At 74.1% G+C, this 17,809-nt stretch carries 16 protein-coding genes; 3 read left to right on the top strand and 13 right to left on the bottom strand.

The window, feature by feature from the left end:
* Positions 1–21 precede the first annotated feature (21 nt).
* From CRP39_RS20540 to CRP39_RS20515, 6 genes are all read right to left on the bottom strand, one after another.
* A complete protein-coding gene (locus CRP39_RS20540) occupies positions 22–444 on the bottom strand; it encodes a DUF2269 family protein (RefSeq protein WP_097208251.1) in 423 nt (140 codons plus the stop codon).
* A gap of 224 nt (positions 445–668) precedes the next feature.
* Entirely contained in the window at positions 669–851 is a 183-nt protein-coding gene (locus CRP39_RS20535) for a DUF6104 family protein (RefSeq protein ID WP_097208250.1), read from the bottom strand.
* A gap of 69 nt (positions 852–920) precedes the next feature.
* On the bottom strand, positions 921–4,793 hold the full coding sequence (locus CRP39_RS20530) for a multifunctional oxoglutarate decarboxylase/oxoglutarate dehydrogenase thiamine pyrophosphate-binding subunit/dihydrolipoyllysine-residue succinyltransferase subunit (protein WP_245853996.1): 3,873 nt from the start codon (positions 4,791–4,793) through the stop codon (positions 921–923).
* Positions 4,794–4,939: 146 nt separating this feature from the next.
* A complete protein-coding gene (locus CRP39_RS20525) occupies positions 4,940–5,749 on the bottom strand; it encodes an ankyrin repeat domain-containing protein (protein WP_097208248.1) in 810 nt (269 codons plus the stop codon).
* A gap of 40 nt (positions 5,750–5,789) precedes the next feature.
* Positions 5,790–6,545 carry an ABC transporter permease gene (locus CRP39_RS20520; protein WP_097208247.1) on the bottom strand — a complete coding sequence of 252 codons (756 nt, stop codon included), beginning with the start codon at positions 6,543–6,545 and terminating at the stop codon, positions 5,790–5,792.
* Positions 6,542–7,498, bottom strand: coding sequence for an ABC transporter ATP-binding protein (locus CRP39_RS20515; protein WP_375791627.1), 957 nt, complete (start codon positions 7,496–7,498; stop codon positions 6,542–6,544). The genes CRP39_RS20520 and CRP39_RS20515 overlap by 4 nt, the downstream gene beginning before the upstream one ends.
* A gap of 190 nt (positions 7,499–7,688) precedes the next feature.
* Here CRP39_RS20515 and CRP39_RS20510 point away from each other — a divergent pair, with 190 nt between their 5' ends.
* From CRP39_RS20510 to CRP39_RS20500, 3 genes are read left to right on the top strand one after another with little or no spacing between them, the layout of a single operon-like run.
* Positions 7,689–8,147: a universal stress protein gene (locus CRP39_RS20510; protein WP_097208402.1), complete on the top strand. Its 459-nt coding sequence runs from the start codon at positions 7,689–7,691 to the stop codon at positions 8,145–8,147.
* Between the two features lie 60 nt (positions 8,148–8,207).
* On the top strand, positions 8,208–9,239 hold the full coding sequence (locus tag CRP39_RS20505) for an adenylate/guanylate cyclase domain-containing protein (protein WP_097208246.1): 1,032 nt from the start codon (positions 8,208–8,210) through the stop codon (positions 9,237–9,239).
* Between the two features lie 23 nt (positions 9,240–9,262).
* Positions 9,263–10,894, top strand: a complete 1,632-nt coding sequence (locus CRP39_RS20500; RefSeq protein WP_097208401.1) for an ABC-F family ATP-binding cassette domain-containing protein — start codon at positions 9,263–9,265, stop codon at positions 10,892–10,894.
* Here CRP39_RS20500 and CRP39_RS20495 read toward each other — a convergent pair.
* The 7 genes from CRP39_RS20495 to CRP39_RS20465 all read right to left on the bottom strand — a co-directional run bounded on the left by CRP39_RS20495 (position 10,884) and on the right by CRP39_RS20465 (position 17,688).
* Positions 10,884–11,660: a hypothetical protein gene (locus tag CRP39_RS20495; RefSeq protein ID WP_097208245.1), complete on the bottom strand. Its 777-nt coding sequence runs from the start codon at positions 11,658–11,660 to the stop codon at positions 10,884–10,886. The two genes, CRP39_RS20500 and CRP39_RS20495, sit on opposite strands and share 11 nt — an antisense overlap.
* 79 nt (positions 11,661–11,739) lie before the next feature.
* On the bottom strand, positions 11,740–12,924 hold the full coding sequence (locus CRP39_RS20490) for an MFS transporter (protein WP_342744247.1): 1,185 nt from the start codon (positions 12,922–12,924) through the stop codon (positions 11,740–11,742).
* Between the two features lie 50 nt (positions 12,925–12,974).
* Positions 12,975–13,526: a GNAT family N-acetyltransferase gene (locus CRP39_RS20485; protein ID WP_097208244.1), complete on the bottom strand. Its 552-nt coding sequence runs from the start codon at positions 13,524–13,526 to the stop codon at positions 12,975–12,977.
* Positions 13,523–14,635, bottom strand: a complete 1,113-nt coding sequence (locus tag CRP39_RS20480) for an alpha/beta fold hydrolase (protein ID WP_097208243.1) — start codon at positions 14,633–14,635, stop codon at positions 13,523–13,525. The genes CRP39_RS20485 and CRP39_RS20480 overlap by 4 nt, the downstream gene beginning before the upstream one ends.
* Entirely contained in the window at positions 14,553–14,954 is a 402-nt protein-coding gene (locus tag CRP39_RS20475) for a hypothetical protein (protein ID WP_097208242.1), read from the bottom strand. Before CRP39_RS20475 ends, CRP39_RS20480 begins: the two co-directional genes overlap by 83 nt.
* A gap of 35 nt (positions 14,955–14,989) precedes the next feature.
* Complete coding sequence (locus tag CRP39_RS20470; RefSeq protein WP_245853995.1) at positions 14,990–16,192, bottom strand: acyl-CoA dehydrogenase family protein; 1,203 nt, start codon at positions 16,190–16,192, stop codon at positions 14,990–14,992.
* Entirely contained in the window at positions 16,189–17,688 is a 1,500-nt protein-coding gene (locus CRP39_RS20465) for a long-chain-fatty-acid--CoA ligase (RefSeq protein ID WP_097208241.1), read from the bottom strand. Before CRP39_RS20465 ends, CRP39_RS20470 begins: the two co-directional genes overlap by 4 nt.
* Between the last annotated feature and the right edge of the window lie 121 nt (positions 17,689–17,809).

Here is a 17,809-nt window from a genome sequence, read left to right as displayed (position 1 = left end):
CGCCCGGGCGTGTCGGTCCGGTCACGGCTTCCAGACCATCAGGACGGTCACGGCGAGCAGCAGCAGCGAGACGACGCCCGACCCGGCGGCGATCCGGCCGTACAGCGCCGTGGCGGACCGGCCCCCGGTCAGCTCCGCCGCCGCCCGGGTGAGCGAGGGGACGACCAGCACCAGGCTGAGCACCAGCGCGACCAGGTACAGCGCGATCGACAGCCACAGCCAGGTCCGCGACAGCGGGATCCCCTCGATGCCCGAGACGCCGAAACCGAAGACGGCGACCGCCAGCGAGGCCCACGTGAAGACCTTCGTCGAGCGGGTGAGCAGCTCGACCATCGGCCCGTTGCCCGCCCGCACCGCGCGCAGGGCGGTCTGCGGGAGCAGGGCCATAGGCCCGATGAGGAAGACGGCGGAGACGACGTGCAGGACGGCGAGAACGGTGCCCATGCCCCCACGCTATGCACTCCGTCGTCCTACCGAACGACACCGCCGCCAGGTGGCGTCCCCCGGCCGCGCTGAGCCCCCTCGTCGTTCGATCGCGGGAGCCTCCGGCCCCCACTCCTCACGACACCGCCGCCAGGTGGCGTCCCCCGGCCGCGCTGAGCCCCCTCGTCGTTCGATCGCGGGAGCCTCCGGCCCCCACTCCTCACGACACCGCCACCAGACGGGGCTCAGTCGTCGTCGTCCTCGGTGCCGCCGCGGGCCAGCCAGGTCGCCAGCCGCTCCACCGGCACCTCGAAGTCCGGGTGCTGGTCGACGAACGCCTGCATCTGGTCCGCGAGCCAGGCGAGGGTGACCTGCTCCTCGCCCCGCCGCTCGGCGAGCTCCTCGAGACCGCGGTCGGTGAAGTACACGCCCCAGAACCTACGACGCCCGGCCACCGACTGGGTCGGCGGCCGGGCGTCGGCAGGGAGCGCGGGGGGTCAGCGGGCGAAGGCCTCGGCGACCAGCTGCTTCTGCTCCATCTCGTGCACCTTGGCCGAACCGACGGCCGGGCTGGCCGAGGCGCGGCGGCTGATGCGCCGCAGGCTGCGGCCGGACGGCAGGTGCTCGGGCAGGTTGACCGCCATGAACTGCCAGGCGCCCATGTTCGCCGGCTCCTCCTGCACCCAGACCACGTCCGAGGCGTTCGGGTAGCGCTCCAGGGCCTCGCGGATCTGTTCGGCCGGCAGCGGGTAGAGCTGCTCCACCCGCACCACCGCGGTGTCCGCGGTGCCGTCGGTCTCCCGCTGGGCGAACAGGTCGTAGGTGACCTTGCCGCTGCACAGCAGCACCCGGCGCACCGCGGCGTCGTCGAGCGGCTCGCCCCCCACGCCCGGGTCGGGCAGGACCGGCCGGAAGGTCTCGTCGGTGAAGTCCGAGACCGGGCTGACGGCGGCCTTGGCCCGCAGCAGCGACTTCGGCGTGAACACGACCATCGGCCGGTGCACGTCCGACAGCGCCTGCCGGCGGAGCAGGTGGAAGTAGTTGCCCGGCGTCGAGCAGTTGGCGACGGTCATGTTGTTCTCCGCCGACAGCTGCAGGAACCGCTCGATGCGACCACTGGAGTGGTCCGGGCCCTGGCCCTCGAGGCCGTGGGGGAGCAGCAGGACGACACCGGAGCGCTGGCCCCACTTGGCCTCGCCGGAGCAGATGAACTCGTCGATGACCATCTGCGCGCCGTCGACGAAGTCGCCGAACTGCGCCTCCCAGAGCACCAGCGCCTTGGGGTTGGCGACCGAGTAGCCGTACTCGAAGCCCAGCGCGGCGTACTCGCTGAGCAGTGAGTCGTAGACGAAGAACTTGGCCTGGTCCTCGCTGAGGTTGGCCAGCGGCGTGTACTCCGCGGCGGTGTCGCGGTCGATGAGCACCGAGTGACGCTGCACGAAGGTGCCGCGGCGGGAGTCCTGGCCGGCGAGCCGGACCGGGACGCCCTGCATGAGCAGCGACCCGAAGGCCAGCAGCTCGCCCATCGCCCAGTCGATGCCGCCCTCGCTCACCATGGCCGCACGCCGCTCGAGCATCCGCTTGAGCTTCGGGTGGACGGTGAAGTACTCCGGCAGCGAGACGTGCGCGTCGCCGATGGCCTTGAGCACCTCGGTGGTGATGGCCGTCGCGACGGGCTTCTGCTGCGCCGGCTGGTCCATGACCGGCTGCTTCTGCGGGGTCTCCTGGGCGTCGTGGGTCTCGGCGAAGGCCCGCTCCAGCTGCCCGCGGTAGTCCTTCAGCGCCTCCTCGGCCTCGGCCAGCGTGATGTCCCCGCGACCGATGAGCGCCTCGGTGTAGAGCTTCCGGACCGAGCGCTTGCGGTCGATGATGTCGTACATCAGGGGCTGGGTCATCGAGGGGTCGTCGCCCTCGTTGTGGCCGCGGCGGCGGTAGCAGACCAGGTCGATGACGACGTCCTTCTTGAACGTCTGCCGGTACTCCACCGCCAGGCGGGCCACGCGCACGCAGGCCTCGGGGTCGTCGCCGTTCACGTGGAAGATCGGCGCGCCGATCATCCGCGCGACGTCGGTCGAGTAGAGGCTCGAGCGGGCCGCGGCCGGGCTGGTGGTGAAGCCGACCTGGTTGTTGATGACGACGTGCACGGTGCCGCCGGTGCGGTAGCCGCGCAGCTGGGAGAGGTTGAGCGTCTCGGCGACCACGCCCTGGCCGGCGAACGCGGAGTCCCCGTGCAGCAGCACGGGGAGGACGGTGAAGCCCTGCTCGCCCCGGTCGATCATGTCCTGCTTGGCGCGTGCGATGCCCTCCAGGACGGGGTTGACCGTCTCCAGGTGCGAGGGGTTGCTGGCCAGCGACACGGCGATCTCGGCGCCGTCGCGCAGCGGGTTCTTGAAGGTGCCCTCGGCGCCCAGGTGGTACTTCACGTCACCGGAGCCCTGGACCGTGCCGGGGTCGATGTTGCCCTCGAACTCGCCGAAGATCTTGGCGTAGCTCTTGCCCAGCACGTTGGCCAACACGTTGAGCCGGCCGCGGTGGGCCATGCCGATGGCGACCTCGTCGAGGTCGTGGTCGGTACCGGCGATCAGGACCTCGTCCAGCAGCGGGATGACCGACTCGCCGCCCTCGAGGCTGAACCGCTTCTGGCCGACGTACTTGGTCTGCAGGAAGGTCTCGAACGCCTCGGCGGCGTTCAGCCGGCCGAGGATGTGCTTCTGCTTGTCACGGTCGGGCTGGTCGGCCTTGACCTCGACGCGCTGCTGGATCCACTCGCGCTCTTCGGGGTCGGTGATGTGCATGTACTCCACGCCGACGGTGCGGCAGTAGGAGTTGCGCAGCACGCCGAGGACGTCGCGCAGGGCCATCAGCTTCTCGCCGGCGAACCCGCCGACGGGGAACTTGCGGTCGAGGTCCCACAGCGTCAGCCCGTGCTGGAGGATGTCGAGGTCGGGATGGCTGCGGACCTTGAACTCGAGCGGGTCGGTGTCGGCCATGAGGTGGCCGTTGCGCCGGTAGGACTCGATGACCTCGATGACCCGGGCTTCCTTGTCGATCTGCCCTTCGCGGCTGACCCGCACGTCGGGCATCCAGCGCACCGGCTCGTACGGGATGCGCAGCGAGCGGAAGACGCCGTCGTAGAAGCCGTCCTCACCGAGCAGGAGCTGGTGCAGCCGGCGCAGGAAGTCCCCGGACTGGGCGCCCTGGATGATCCGGTGGTCGTAGGTCGACGTCAGCGTGATGATCTTGCTGACCGCCATCTCCGTGAGCGCCTCGGGGCTCATCCCCTGGAACTCCGCCGGGTACTCCATGGCCCCGACGCCGACGATCGTGCCCTGGCCGGCGGTCAGCCGCGGCACCGAGTGGTTGGTCCCGATCGTGCCCGGGTTGGTCAGGCTGATCGTGGTGCCCGAGTAGTCCTCGAGGGTCAGCTTGCCGGCGCGGGCACGGCGGATGACGTCCTCGTAGGCGCCCCAGAATCGGGCGAAGTCCATCTCCTCGGCCGCCTTGATCGAGGCGACGACGAGGGAGCGGGACCCGTCGGGCTTGGGCAGGTCGATGGCCAGGCCGAAGTTGACGTGCTCGGGCTGCACCAGGGTCGGCTTGCCGTCGACCTCGGTGAAGGAGGCGTTCATCTCCGGGAAGTCGTCGAGCGCCCGGACCAGCGCGTAGCCGATCAGGTGGGTGAACGACACCTTCCCGCCGCGGGCGCGGGCCAGGTGGTTGTTGATGACGATGCGGTTGTCGACCAGGAGCTTCGCCGGCACCGCCCGCACGCTGGTCGCCGTCGGGACGGTCAGCGACGCGTTCATGTTCTTGACGATGCTGGCGGCCGCGCCGCGCAGCGGCGTGCGCTTGGGGCCCTCACCATCGGTGGACTTCGGCGCCGCCTTGGCGGCGGGCTTCGCGGCCTTGGCGGCCGGCTGCTGCTGGGCGGTCCGCTCCGCGGCGCGGTTCACGACGGTGTCCTCGGTCTTTGGCTCGACAGTCGTCGCTCGGGAGGACCCGTCGCCCGCGGCCGGCTGCTGCGGGGCGTCCTGCGCCGGCGCGGTCGGCTGCGGCGCGGCCGGCTGCGGGGCCGCCTGCTGCGCTGCGGATGCGGCGGGGGCGGTCACCTCCTGCGACGGCGAGGGGCTGGCGTAGGAGGTGGCCGGGGCAGCGGCGCCGTCGGAGGAGGTGGACGGCGCCTCACGGTCGTCGCTGGCGGCCACCGGGCTCCCGGGTCGGTAGTCGGCGAAGAACTCGTGCCACGCCTGGTCCACGCTGGACGGGTCGGCGAGGTACTGCTGGTACATCTCCTCGACCAGCCACTCGTTGGTACCGAACCCTGCCACCGCGGAGGAGGACGGGGTGGAGGACGGCCGGGATGAGCTCACGCTTGACACGGGGTCGAGTGCCTTCTTCGTCGTCGGTGGACGTCTCTGGACCGGGCGGTCAGTCTACGCCCGTCCCGGGGCCCTGACCGGCCGTGCAGCGGCGCGTCGGCGGGCCCGGGGCGGGTGGGGGGCATCGGGTGGGACTCTCAGTCGGTGGCACCGCGGGCCACGAGCAGGTCGGCCAGGGCATCGTGGGCGGTCGCCTGGCCTGCGTCGGTGCGCCTGGCCCTGGCCGCGGCCACCCGGCTCATGTCCAGGGCGCTGGCGCCGTCGTTCGTCGTCGCGTTGACGTCGGCCCCGGCGTCGAGCAGGGCGCGCACCACCTCGGGCGCGTCGCCGTCCACCCCCGCGGCCACCGCGGCGTGCAGCGGTGACCGGCCGGTGTCGGGGTCGCGCCGGTTGGCGTCGGCGCCGGCGTCCAGCAGCAGGCGGACCAGGGTCAGGCGCCGGCTGGTCGCCGCGGCGTGCAGCGCTCCGCCGTCGACGTCGGCGCCCCGGTCGAGCAGGAGCCGCGCCGCGCCGGCCGCGCCACCCGCGGCGGCCCACGTCAGCAGGTCCACACCGGTGACCGGGTCGGCGAGGGGCGCACCCCGGTCGAGCTCGGTGGTCAGCTGGTCGACGTCGTCGAGGTAGGCGGCGGTCGGGGCGTCCACCGGGGCACCCAGCTCGCGCAGCACCGCTACGAGGTCCGGTGCGAACTCCAGCGCGGTGTGCAGCGGTGTCCGGTCGTGCTCGGTGCGCGCGCCGAGGTCGGCGCCCGCGGCGACCAGTACCCGGACCACCTCCGCCTGCCCCTCGGCGACGGCGAGGTGCAGGGGCGTCCACCCGCCCTGGCCGCCGCGCTCGAGCGTGGTGGACAGCAGCCGTGGCGCCTCGGCGACGGCCGTGCGGACGGCGTCGGCGTCGCCGTCGGCGATCAGCCGGCCCAGCCGCTGCGCGGTCATGCGGACGGTCATCGGGGATCCCCGTTCCTGGTCTCGGGACGTGCGGGCGGGCTCAGGCGACGTCGCGCCGGACGGCCAGCAGAGTGCCCAACAGGGCGGCGACCAGACCGTAACCGAGCAGCAGGACGGCCCCCTGCCAGGGCTCGAGGAGGTCGGGGCCCTGGAAGGTCGCGGTCATGGCCTCCAGCCCGCCGCCGGGCAGCCACTTGTACGCCGGTGCCGTCGCGGGGATCGACCGGATGATCGGCTCGACGACGAACAGGTAGACCAGCCCGCCGACGATCGCGCCCACCTGGTTGCGTAGCAGGGCGCCCAGCCCGACGCCGATGACGGCGTAGATGACCAGTGCCAGGCCGCTGCTGGCCAGGATCCGCAGGTTGTCCCCGGTCAGGGACGGCGCCGCGCCCTTGGCCCCGGCGTAGACGAGCACGACCAGGTAGTTGACGGCCAGGACGGCCAGCGCGAACGGCACCGCGGCCAGCGCGTAGCCGACCAGCTTCGCGATCACGACGCGACCGCGGCGGGGGGTGGTGAGGAACGTCGGGGTGGCGGTGCGGTGCCGGTACTCCTGGGTCATCCCGATGATCCCGAGGATGAGGAACAGCACCGTGACGTTGGCCGCGGTGGCCAGGATGAGCTCCTCGTACGCCTCCGTGCCCACCCCCGGCAGGCCGCTCTGGGCGTCGCCGGCGAAGGAGGTGAAGAGCACGGCGAACCCGGCGACCATCACGCAGGCCCCGAGCAGCAGCCCGATCCAGACGCGGGTGGTGAACAGCTTGGTCCACTCGGCGCGGACGAGGGCGGTCATCGTGCGGCTCCCTGCGTCGTCGTGCCGGTGGTCGTCGTGTCGGTGGTGGAGGCGGCGTACTGCTCCTGGCCGGCGGTGAGCCGGAAGTACAGCTCCTCCAGCCCGCTGGACTCCGCCCGCAGCTCGTGCAGTTCGATGCCGGCCTGGAAGGCGCGGGCGCCGACGTCGGCCGGCGTCGAGCCGGTGACCGTCACCAGCCCGTCGCCGCCGGGGCGCACGCCGAGCCCGGCAGCGCCCAGGACCTCGGCCAGCCGGGTGGTCTCGGGGCTGCGGACGAGGACCGCGCCCTCACCCTGCGCGCCCGAGCGCAGCTCGGCGATCGAGCCCTCCCGGACCAGGCGCCCGGCGCCGACGATCACCACGCGGTCGGCGGTGTGCTCCATCTCCGACAGCAGGTGGCTGGAGACCAGGACCGTCCGGCCCTGGTCGTGGGCCAGGTGGCGGATGAAGCCGCGCAGCCACTGGATCCCCTCGGGGTCCAGACCGTTGGCCGGCTCGTCGAGGACGAGCACCGACGGGTCGCCCAGGAGCGCCGTGGCCAGGGCCAGGCGCTGGCGCATGCCGAGGGAGTAGCCGCCCGCCCGGCGCCCGCCCGCGTCGGCCAGGCCGACCTGGACCAGCACGTCGTCGGCCCGGGAGACCGGCAGCCCGGCGGCGCGGCAGTACACGCGCAGGTGGTTGCGGCCGGAGCGCGCCGGGTGGAAGGCCGTCTCGAGGACCGCCCCCACGGTGCGTACCGGGGCGGCGAGGGAGGCGTAGGTGGCGCCGTTGAACGTCGCCGTCCCGGAGTCCGGGCGCTCGAGGCCGAGCACCATGCGCATCGTCGTCGTCTTGCCGGCCCCGTTGGGGCCGAGGAAGCCGGTGACGGAGGCGGGTTCGACGGTGAAGGTGAGGTCGTCGACGGCACGGACGGGCCCGAAGTCCTTGGTGAGTCCGCGGACCTCGACCCGCACGGGTTCGAGGTGGGCGGTGGTACCGGTGGGGATGACGCGCTCCTCGTGTCGGGTGCCGACGGTACGACCATCCAAGCGCACCCCGCCGACGGGACGGGAGTCCCGCCGGGCGTGGCGGGCCGCTGCCCCGCGGGCGCCGTCGTGACCCTCCGCACACCGAGACGGTGCCGAGCAGGTAGGTTCCGTGCCCGTGAGCGCGTATCGCACGGTGGTCGTCGGGACCGACGGGTCGGAGTCGTCGCTGCGGGCGGTGCGCCGGGCCGGCGCGCTCGCCGGGGCCTGCGCCGCTCGCCTGGTCATCGTCTGCGCCTACCTGCCGCCGCGCGCCGACGACCGTGAGGTCCGCCGCGCACAGGAGGTGCTCGGCGACGACGCCTACCAGGTCATCGGTTCGCGCCCCGCCGAGGACACCGTGCGCACCGCCGCGGAGCGGGCCCGCGCCGGCGGGGCGACCGACGTCCACCCGATCGCCGTCGTCGGCTCTCCGGTCGAGGCCCTCCTCGACGTCGTCAAGCGGGAGCAGGCCGACCTGCTCGTCATCGGCAACCGGGGACTCAACAGCATCAAGGGCCGGCTGCTGGGGTCGGTCCCCTCCGACGTGACCCGCCGGTCCGACGTCGACGTGCTGGTCGTCCACACCACGGGCTGAGCCCTGCCCGAGACCGGCCCCGACGACGTCGCTCCGGGCGCACCCGACGCCCGCGAGGCGATGGAACGGCTGCTGCTCGGCGGGCCGCGTCGCTACACCCGGCTGCAGGTGGCGGAGCAGGCCGGCATGTCGGCCCACCGCACCCAGCGGCTGTGGCGAGCGCTGGGCTTCCCCGACGCGGCCGACGACGACCTCGTCTTCACCGACGCCGACGTCCAGGCCCTGGGACTGCTGTCGTCGCTGATCGACGCGGGCTTCGTCGACGAGGGCACCGAGGCCTCCATCGCGCGGGCCATGGCGCAGTCACTGGCCCGGCTGGCCGACTGGCAGACCGACATGCTCGCCGAGGCGCTGACCCGCGACGCCGACCAGCCGGGGGTGGTCGCCTGGGAGCGTGCCGCGGAGAGCACCCGGCGACTGCTGCCCCTGTTGCGGGCGGTGCAGGACTACGTGTGGCGGCGACACCTGGCGGCCAACGCCGAGCGGCTGCTGGCTGCCGCCGGCGCGGGGGACCGGCGTGAACTCTCCGTCGGCTTCGCCGACCTGGTCGGCTACACCTCCCGCAGCCAGGGCATGAGCGCGCGCGAGCTCGGCGAGATGGTCGAGGACTTCGAGGCCACGGCGGCCGAGGTGATCGCGCGCTCCCACGGCCGGGTGGTGAAGAGCGTCGGGGACGGCGTCCTCTACACCGCCTCCTCGGCCGTCGACGCGGTGGAGATCGGGCTGGAGCTGCCCCGGGTCTGGCGGGCGGAGGACCGGCCGCCGTTGCGGGTGGGCGCGGCCCACGGGACGGTGCTCACCCACCTCGGCGACGTCTACTCGCCGGTGGTCAACCTGGCCAGCCGGCTGACCTCCATCGCCCGCCCCGAGACACTGCTGGTCGACCGGGAGCTGGCGGGGCAGCTGCGAGGGCTGCCCCAGTACCGGGTGCGCCCGCTGCGCCGGGTCTCGGTGCGCGGGTACGAGGAGCTGCAGCCGTGGCTGGTCCGCCGCCGCCCGCCGGGGGAGGAGGACAGCTCCTTCGAGGCGATGCTCGACGAGATGGCCGACGACGTCCTGGGCGGCGGCCGGGAGGACGACGAGGGGCGCTGAGGTGCGGTGAGAGGGTGGGCGGTGTGAGTGCCACCCTCGTCGCCCGCGGGCTGGCCGCCGGCCACGGTGCCCGTGTCCTGTTCAGCGACCTCGACCTCGTCGTCGCGCCGGGGGACGTGGTCGGTCTCGTCGGCGTCAACGGCGCGGGGAAGTCGACGCTGCTGCGCACGCTCGCCGGTGAGCTGCCGGCCGAGTCCGGCAGCGTGACGGTCAGCCCGCCGACGGCCACCCTCGGGTACCTGCCCCAGGAGCACGAGCGCCGGCCGGGGGAGACGGTGCGCGCCGCGCTGGCCCGCCGCACCGGCGTGGGCGCCGCGCAGGCCGCCCTCGACGCCGCCACCGAGGCTCTCACCGCCGGTGGCGACGGCGCCGGGGACGCTTACGCCGAGGCGCTGGAGCGCTGGCTGGCGCTCGGCGGCGCGGATCTCGACGAGCGCGCCGAGCAGGTCGTCACCGAGGTGGCGCCGGGGGTGTCACTGGGAGCCCCGGTGGCCGGCCTCTCCGGCGGGCAGGCCGCCCGGGTGGGGCTGGCCGGTCTGCTCCTGTCGCGCTACGACGTCCTGCTGCTCGACGAGCCGACCAACGACCTGGACCTGGCGGGGCTGGAGCAGCTGGAGCGCTTCGTCACCTCCGCCCGAGGCGGGATCGTGGTGGTCAGCCACGACCGGGAGTTCCTCGCCCGCACCGTCACGCGGGTGGTCGAGCTCGACCTCGCCCAGCAGCTGGTGCGGGTCCACGACGGCGGCTACGAGGCCTACCTCGTCGAGCGGGAGGTGGCCCGCCGGCACGCGCGCGAGGAGTTCGAGGAGTACGCCGACACGAAGGCCGGGCTCGAGGGCCGGGCGCGCATGCAGCGCAACTGGATGGCGAAGGGCGTGCGCAACTCGGTGCGCAAGGGCGACCCGGACAAGAACATCCGGGCGCACCAGCGGGCGACGGCAGAGAAGCAGGCGGCCAAGGCGCGACAGACCGAGCGCCGCATCGAGCGGCTCGAGGTGGTTGAGGAGCCCCGCAAGGAGTGGGAGCTGCGGATGGAGATCGCCGCCGCACCGCGGGCGGGCGCGGTCGTCGCCACGCTGTCGGGGGCGGTCGTGCGGCGCGGCGCGTTCACCCTGGGACCGGTGGACCTGCAGGTCGACTGGGGCGACCGGGTGGCGATCACCGGGCCCAACGGCTCGGGCAAGTCCACGCTGCTGGCCGCCCTGCTGGGCCGGGTGCCCCTGCACGGAGGACGGGCCGCCCTGGGGCCGTCGGTGCGGATCGGTGAGATCGACCAGGCGCGCGGGGCGTTCCTCGGGTCGGAGACGCTGCTCGACGCGTTCTCGGCCGAGGTGCCCGACTGGCCGACGGCCGAGGTGCGCACCCTGCTGGCCAAGTTCGGGCTGACCGCCGAGCACGTGCTGCGTCCGGCCGACACGCTCTCGCCCGGGGAGCGGACCCGCGCCGGGCTGGCGCTCCTGCAGGCCCGGGGCGTGAACGTGCTGGTGCTCGACGAGCCGACCAACCACCTCGACTTGCCGGCGATCGAGCAGCTGGAGCAGGCGCTGGCCGGCTACGACGGCACCCTGCTGCTGGTGACCCACGACCGGCGGATGCTCGACGCGGTCGCGACCACCCGCCGGATCGCCGTCGAGGACGGGCGGGTCACCGAGTAGGGCGGCTTTGCTGCCCCACACGCCGCGCGGGCTCGGGGCGGGGCCCGGCAGCGAGGCCACCCGGGCGGGCGGGCAGCGGCGCCTCGAGGACGGCGGCCACCGCGTACTCGGCCAGCGCCGCCAGTTCGGTGGCGGTCGCACCGGACGAGCCGAGCGCCGGCAGCGGCCGGACCGCCACGACGACGTCCCGCGTGGCGCCGATCCAGCGCAGCGCCGCGAGCAGCGTGCGGCCGCCGGGAGCCGGGGGCGGGGCGCCACCGTCCCCGCCGTAGCGCAGCGCCACCGGGCACACCGGGGCGCCGGTGGCGAGGGCGGCGGCGAACAGCTCGGGGGAGAACCGGCCCAGCGCCGCCCGCCCGCCGGCCGGCTGCTCGGGCCGGATGACGACCGACGTCCCGCGGGCCAGGGCGGCGCGGACGCCGGCCACGGTGGCCGGGACGGTGGGGCAGGGCACCCCGGCGACGCGCTGGGGACCGGCCGTGGCGATGACGACCCCGGGGACGGCGGTGAGCAGCACCAGGGGGTCCAGCGGCGACACCGAGTTGGTCACCAGGAGGGCGCCGGGGCCGGGACCGGTACGGGGCCAGGGCACCGCCGGCGGCCGGACGTCGACCCGCAGCCCCAGGCCGGCGAGCAGCCGGGCCGCCCCGCAGACGGCCCGCCGCCGTGCACTGCCGACGGGGGGCCGCAGCCGCTGGGCGGCGAGGACCGCGCCGGCGCGCAGCCAGCGGGACGAGGTCGGTGGCAGCACGGACGGTGGCGGCACGGTGCCCTCCGGGGCTCGGGGCCCGGGGCGGACCCGCGTGCGCCAAGCGTCACGGGTCGAGGTGACCGGCCGATGACGGTCAGGGGACGGCGCCGGGACGGTCCGGGGACGGTCGGTCGCCGGCCCGCGGCCGCCCGGAGCGCCGGGTGAGGGCCAGCGTGGCGGCCGCGGCGACCGCCAGGCCGGCGAGCTGCACCGCGTACGGCACCACCGCCGCCAGCGTGGCGAGGACGACGGGGACGGCGAACCCGAGATAGGTGAGGGCGTAGTAGACGGCGGTGAGCCCGGCGAGCTCGCGTGGCGGCGCGATGCGCTGGGTGGCCAGCAGCCCGGCGACCAGGCAGAAGCCGTATCCGCAGCCCAGGACGACGGCGGTGACGAGCACGAGCAACGGCTGCGCGAGCGCCGCCGCGCCCGCCGCGCACGACAGGCCGACGACGATCGCGCCCATGCCGACCGCCGTCGCCCGCCGGGGGTCGACGGCAGCCATCCGGCGGGCGCGCGGCTGGACCGCGACGCCGGTGCCGAGGATGACGCCGGCGACGACGGCGTTGAACGCCACCGTCCAGCCGGGGGTCGAGGAGCGCACCAGCCCCGGCAGGACGGCGATGGTGGTCGTGGCCACGCCGAACACCCACGGCGCCACCGGCGCGACCTCCCGCCGGAACCGCGGGTCGGCGGCCGACCGCACCCGCAGCCGCGACCGCAGCGACCCGGTGTCGGGCCCGGCGTCGGTGACCGTCTCCGGCGCCCGCCACAGGGGCACCAGCACGGCCAGGGCGACGACGAGGTGGGGCAGGTAGGCCGTCACCAGCGGTGCGGGCGCCCACTGGGCCACGAGGCCGGCGACGACGGGGCCGAGCCCGAAGCCGGCGGTGAGCGACATGGCCGCCCGGCGCGCGCCGGCCCCCTCCGGCGCGGTGGGGTCCCACGGGGTGGAGGAGAGCTCCTCCACCCAGGCGCTGCCCGCGGCGAAGGCGGCGCCGCTGGCCAGCCCGGCGAGGAACCGGCCCAGGTAGAGGGCGGGCAGCCCGCCGAGCAGCAGGACCACCGTGGCGGCCAGGGAGACGAGCGCGGCCACCCGGAGCACCGGCGCACGCCCGTGCCGGTCGGACACCGGCCCGAGCACCAGCAGCGCCGGGATGAGTCCGAGGGCGTACACGCCGACCAGCGCGTCGACGGTGGTCACCGTCAGGCCACTGCGCTCGCGGTAGGCGACGAGCAGGCTCACGAACTGGTTGGCGCCCCAGCCGATGGCGAACAGCGTGGCCGCGACCGGCAGCCACCCGCGGGCCCGGCGACCGGATGTCTCACTCAGGGCGCGTCCTCCCCGAGCGTCTCGGTCAGGCCGACGGCGACCATCCCCGACCAGGTGTCGCGGACGTGGTGGGCGAGCACCAGCAGGTCGCGCAGCTGCCCGTCCCGGTCGCGGATGTGGTCGACCAGCAACGCCTCGCCGGTGAAGCCCAGGTCGGTGAAGAGCGCCAGGGCCGCGCCCTGCTCGGCGACGACCTCGACGACCAGCTTGGCGAGCCCGTCCTCGACCGCCTGCACGAGCGCGTGCCGGGCGAGCTCGCGACCCAGGCCCGCGCCGCGCGCGCACGGTGAGACCACGAGCCGCAGCTCGCCGACGTGGTCGGACCACCCGGGCAGCCGCAGCACGGCCACGTACCCCGTCACCGCCGCGTCGCCGTCCACGGCGACCCACCGCCGGACGCCGGGCGTGCCGCCGGCGGCCCAGCCGCGCACCACGTCGACGTCGGTGACGTCGTCGCGGATGAACGTGCGGTCGCCCTCGGGCAGGTCGGCGAAGAAGCGCACGAGCGCGTCGCAGTGGGCGTCGGTCAGCTCGACGACGTCGGTCATCGCGCGGTCTCCAGCGGCTCGCTGCGCCGGCGGAGGAAGTCGATGATCTGCGGCACGGTCGTCCGGGCCGCCGTCCGGCCGACGACCAGGCCCATGTGGCCCGCCGGGAGCGGCAGCTCGTGCTTGTCCGGGGAGCCGACGAGGTCGATCAACGGCGCGGACGCGGCGGCCGGGACGATGTGGTCGCGCTCGGCCCGGACGGTCAGGAAGGGCACCCGGACGTCGGACAGGTGCACCCGGTCGCCACCCACGGTCAGCCGGTCGGTGACCATCCCGTTGTCGCGCACGAGCATCCGCACCATCTCCTCCGCGGCGGCACCCGGGAGGGGCACGTGGTCGTCCGACCAGCCGGTCATGGCCTGGTAGCTGGCGACGTACTGGTCGTTCCAGAGCCGTTCCCACAGGGTCACGTAGCGGGTCACCTCCGCGGTCGGGGTCAGCGAGCGGAACCCCTGGACGACGATCCGCGGCGGCACGTTGCCGTCGGCGTCGAGCACCGAGGAGACCTCGAGCCCGCCCACGCGGAACAGGTCGACCAGCGGGCCCATGTGCTCGAAGTCGACGGGCGTGGCCATCACGGTGAGGCTGCGCAGCGGCGCCTCGGGGTGGTGGGCGGCGTAGAGCAGCGCCAGGTCGCCGCCGAAGCAGTAGCCGACGAGGTTGACCTCGTCGGCGCCGGACAGCTCGAGGACGCGGTCCACCCCGGCCGGGATGTAGTCGTCGACGTAGTCCTCGAGGGTGTTGGCGGCATCGCGCTGGTCCGGCTCGCCCCAGTCGAGCAGGTACACGTCGAAACCGGCCGTGAGCAGCTGCTCGACGAAGCTGTTGCCCGGCGTCAGGTCGAGGATGTAGCTGCGGCTGAACAGGCTGAACACGATGAGCAGCGGCGGGGAGTGCCGGACCCCGCCGTACGTGTCGGACTCGTTGCGGTAGTGCCACAGCTGCGTGCGGCCGCGCTGCCAGACGACGTCCTTCGGGGTCTGGCCGACGCCGGGCCGGTCGACGCCGGTGACCAGCTTGAGCCCGTTACGGGCGCGGAGGGCGTTGCGCTCGACGTCGCGCCGGACGCGGTCGAGGACCGTCTGCGGGCTGGGGACGGGCGGCGGCATCGGTCTCCTCCGGGATCTGCGGGGCGCTGCGGCGGCGCTCTGCCTCCAGCGCCAGGGTGAGCCGGCGGACCTCCCGGTCCAGCGCGCCGACCTGGGCGTTCAGCCGGCTGACGTCGGTGCCGGCGGGGAGGTTGAGCAGGTGCCACGCCCGGGTGGTCACGTCCCGGGCGGAGGCCCTCGCCAGCGTGGTGGCCCGGCGGAACAGGGCCGTGCCGATGGCGTAGGTGTCCGTGCGGACGAACTCCTCGGCGCGCGGTGTCACGCGCCGCTCGGCGGCGTCGAAGGCCTGCCGCCACAGCGGTGGTCGGACGTCGGCCACGGTCCCTCCCTCGGACTCCTCGGACGGCGGTCGGCTCAGGTGAAGGCGCCGACCCCGGTGATGTCGCGGCCGACGATGAGCGTCTGCACCGTCTCGGTGCCCTCGAACGTGTGGATGGCCTCGATGTCGGCCATGTGCCGGATGACGTGGTTCTGCAGCAGGATCCCGTTGCCGCCGAGCATGTCGCGGGCCGCGGCGAGGATCTCCCGGGCCGTGCTCGTGTTGTGCATCTTCGCCAGCCCGGCGACCGTGGGGGACAGCCGCCCGGCCTCGGCCAGCCGGCCGATCTGCATGCAGTACAGCTGCATCCCGGTGAGCGCGGCGAGCATCTTCACCAGCCGCTCCTGCACGATCTGGAAGCTGACCAGCGGCTTGCCGAACTGCTCCCGTTCCCGCGCGTAGGCCAGCGCCGTCTCGTACCCGGCGGTGGCGTGCCCGAGGGCCATCCACGCACAGGCGCCGCGGGTGGTGGCCAGCACCCGCCCGGTGTCGGCGAAGCTGTGCGCCTCCTGCAGCCGATTGGCCTCGGGCACGCGCACGCCCCGCAGTTCGATCTCGGCCTGCCACACCGAGCGCAGCGACAGCTTCCCGGTGATGACCGTCGCCTCGTAGCCCTCCGCCGGCGTCTCGACGATGAAGCCCTTGACCTTGCCGTCGGCCTCGTCTCGCGCCCACACGATCACGAGGTCGGCCATGCTGCCGTTGCCGATCCAGCGCTTGGAGCCGTCGAGCACCCACGTGTCGCCCTCGCGCCGCGCGGTGGTCTCGAGCGCGACGGAGTCCGACCCGTGGTGCGGCTCGGTCAGCGCGAAGGCGCCCAGCTTGTCCAGCGTCGCCATCTGCGGCAGCCAGCGGGCCTTCTGCTCCTCCGAGCCGCACATGTCGATCGACTGCATGGCCAGCCCGGCGTGCACGCCGAGGAAGGTGCCCAGGCTGCCGTCGCCCCGGTGCAGCTCCATCTGCACCAGCCCAGCGGTCATCGGGCTCAGCTCCGCCGACCCGTAGCCCTTGATGCTGCCCCCGACGATGCCCAGCTCCGGCAGCCGGCGGATCAGCGGCCACGGCACCTCGGCCCGCTCCCAGTACTCCCCGGCGACCGGCAGCACCTCGCGGTCGACGAACCGGCGGACGGCGATGAACTTCTCCCACATCTCGTCGGTGAACTGCTCGCGCACCGAGAAGAAGTCGGTGCCCAGGGCCTCGCCCAGGTGGCTGGTGTCCAGGTGCTGCGTCGTCACTGGGTGACCTCCGTGGGGATCTCGACGGCGCGGCGCAGGATCTTGCCGGTCGGCCCCTTGGGGAGGGCGTCGACCAGCCAGAGGTGCCGCGGGTACTTGTAGGCGGCGACGCGCTCCTTCACCCAGGCCTGCAGCTCGGCGGAGTCGGCCTGCGCACCGGGCTTGAGCGCGACGGCGGCGGCGACCTCCTCGCCGAGCTCGGGGTGGGGGACGCCGACGCAGGCGGCCTCGGCGACCGCCGGGTGCTCGTAGAGCGCCTCCTCGATCTCCCGCGGGTACACGTTGTAGCCGCCGCGGATGATCATCTCCTTCTTGCGGTCGACGATGGCGTAGTAGCCGTCGCCGTCCCGGCGGGCGAGGTCGCCGGTGCGGAACCACCCGTCGGGGATGGCCTTCGCCGTCTCCTCGGGCTTGCGCCAGTAGCCCTTCATGACGTTCTCGCCGCGGATCGCGATCTCGCCGACGTCACCCTCGCGGACGTCGCGGCCCTCGTCGTCGACCAGGCGCATCTCCACGCCGCGGATCGGCGTGCCGATCGTGCCGGGCTTGCGCTCCGCGTGCGGGTGGTTGAACGAGGCGACGGGGGAGGTCTCCGACAGCCCGTAGCCCTCGAGCACGATGCAGCCGAAGGTCTCCTCGAAGCTGCGCATCACCTCCACCGGCATCGCCGAGCCGCCGGAGATGCACAGCCGCAGGCTGGAGACGTCGGCGCGGTCGCGGTCGGGGGAGTGCAGCATCGCCGAGAACATCGTCGGCACGCCCTCGAACACCGTCACCCGGTCCCGCTCGATGATCTCCAGCGCCCGCGCGCCGTCGAACCGCGGCAGCAGGGTCAGGCACGACCCGGCCAGGACCGCGGCGTTCAGCGCGCAGGTCAGCCCGAAGACGTGGAACAGCGGCAGGCAGCCCATGACGACGTCGTCCGGGGTGGCCTCCAGCAGCGTCTCCTGCGTCGTCCGGGCGTTGCCGCGCAGGTTGGCGTGGGTGAGCTCGGCGCCCTTGGGCGGGCCGGTGGTCCCCGAGGTGTAGAGGATCACCGCCGCGTCCTCGTCGGCCCGGTCGACGACGCCCCCGTCGGGGGTGCCGCGCAGCGCGTCCCCGACTCCGGCCGGCCCGACGGTCAGCGCGTCCACGCCCACGACGCCGGCCGCCTCGACCGCGGCGTCGGCGACGGCGTCCAGCGCCACGACCAGGCGGGCGCCGGAGTCGCGGAGGTAGTACTCGACCTCCCGCGCCTTGAGCAGCGGGTTCATGGGGACGACGGCGGCCCCGGCCAGGAGTGCCCCGTAGAAGACGACCGGGAAGCTGAGCACGTTGGGGAGCACCATCCCGACCCGGTCGCCCGGCGTCACCCCGCGGGCGCGCAGCCCGGCGGCGACCGCGGCGGCGTCCTCGCGGAACTGCCCGTGGGTCAGGACGGCGTCGTCCATGCGGAGCGCCGGCCGATCACCGTGCGCCGAGGCGGTGTCGAGCAGGTGCTGCGCGAGGTTGGTCACGGCGCACTCCCTCTGCTGGGGCCGGCGGCTCGGCCAGAGGAGGGACCCCTACCCGACCTGAGGGTGATCTACCCCACACCGGTGCCGAGGTGGCGCTCCGGCCCACCGGACGACAGGCTCG

The organism is Geodermatophilus sabuli, assembly GCF_900215145.1.
Taxonomy (GTDB): domain Bacteria; phylum Actinomycetota; class Actinomycetes; order Mycobacteriales; family Geodermatophilaceae; genus Geodermatophilus; species Geodermatophilus sabuli.
Note: the sequence above shows the minus strand (reverse complement) of the source record. Positions and strands in the feature narration are given on the sequence as shown.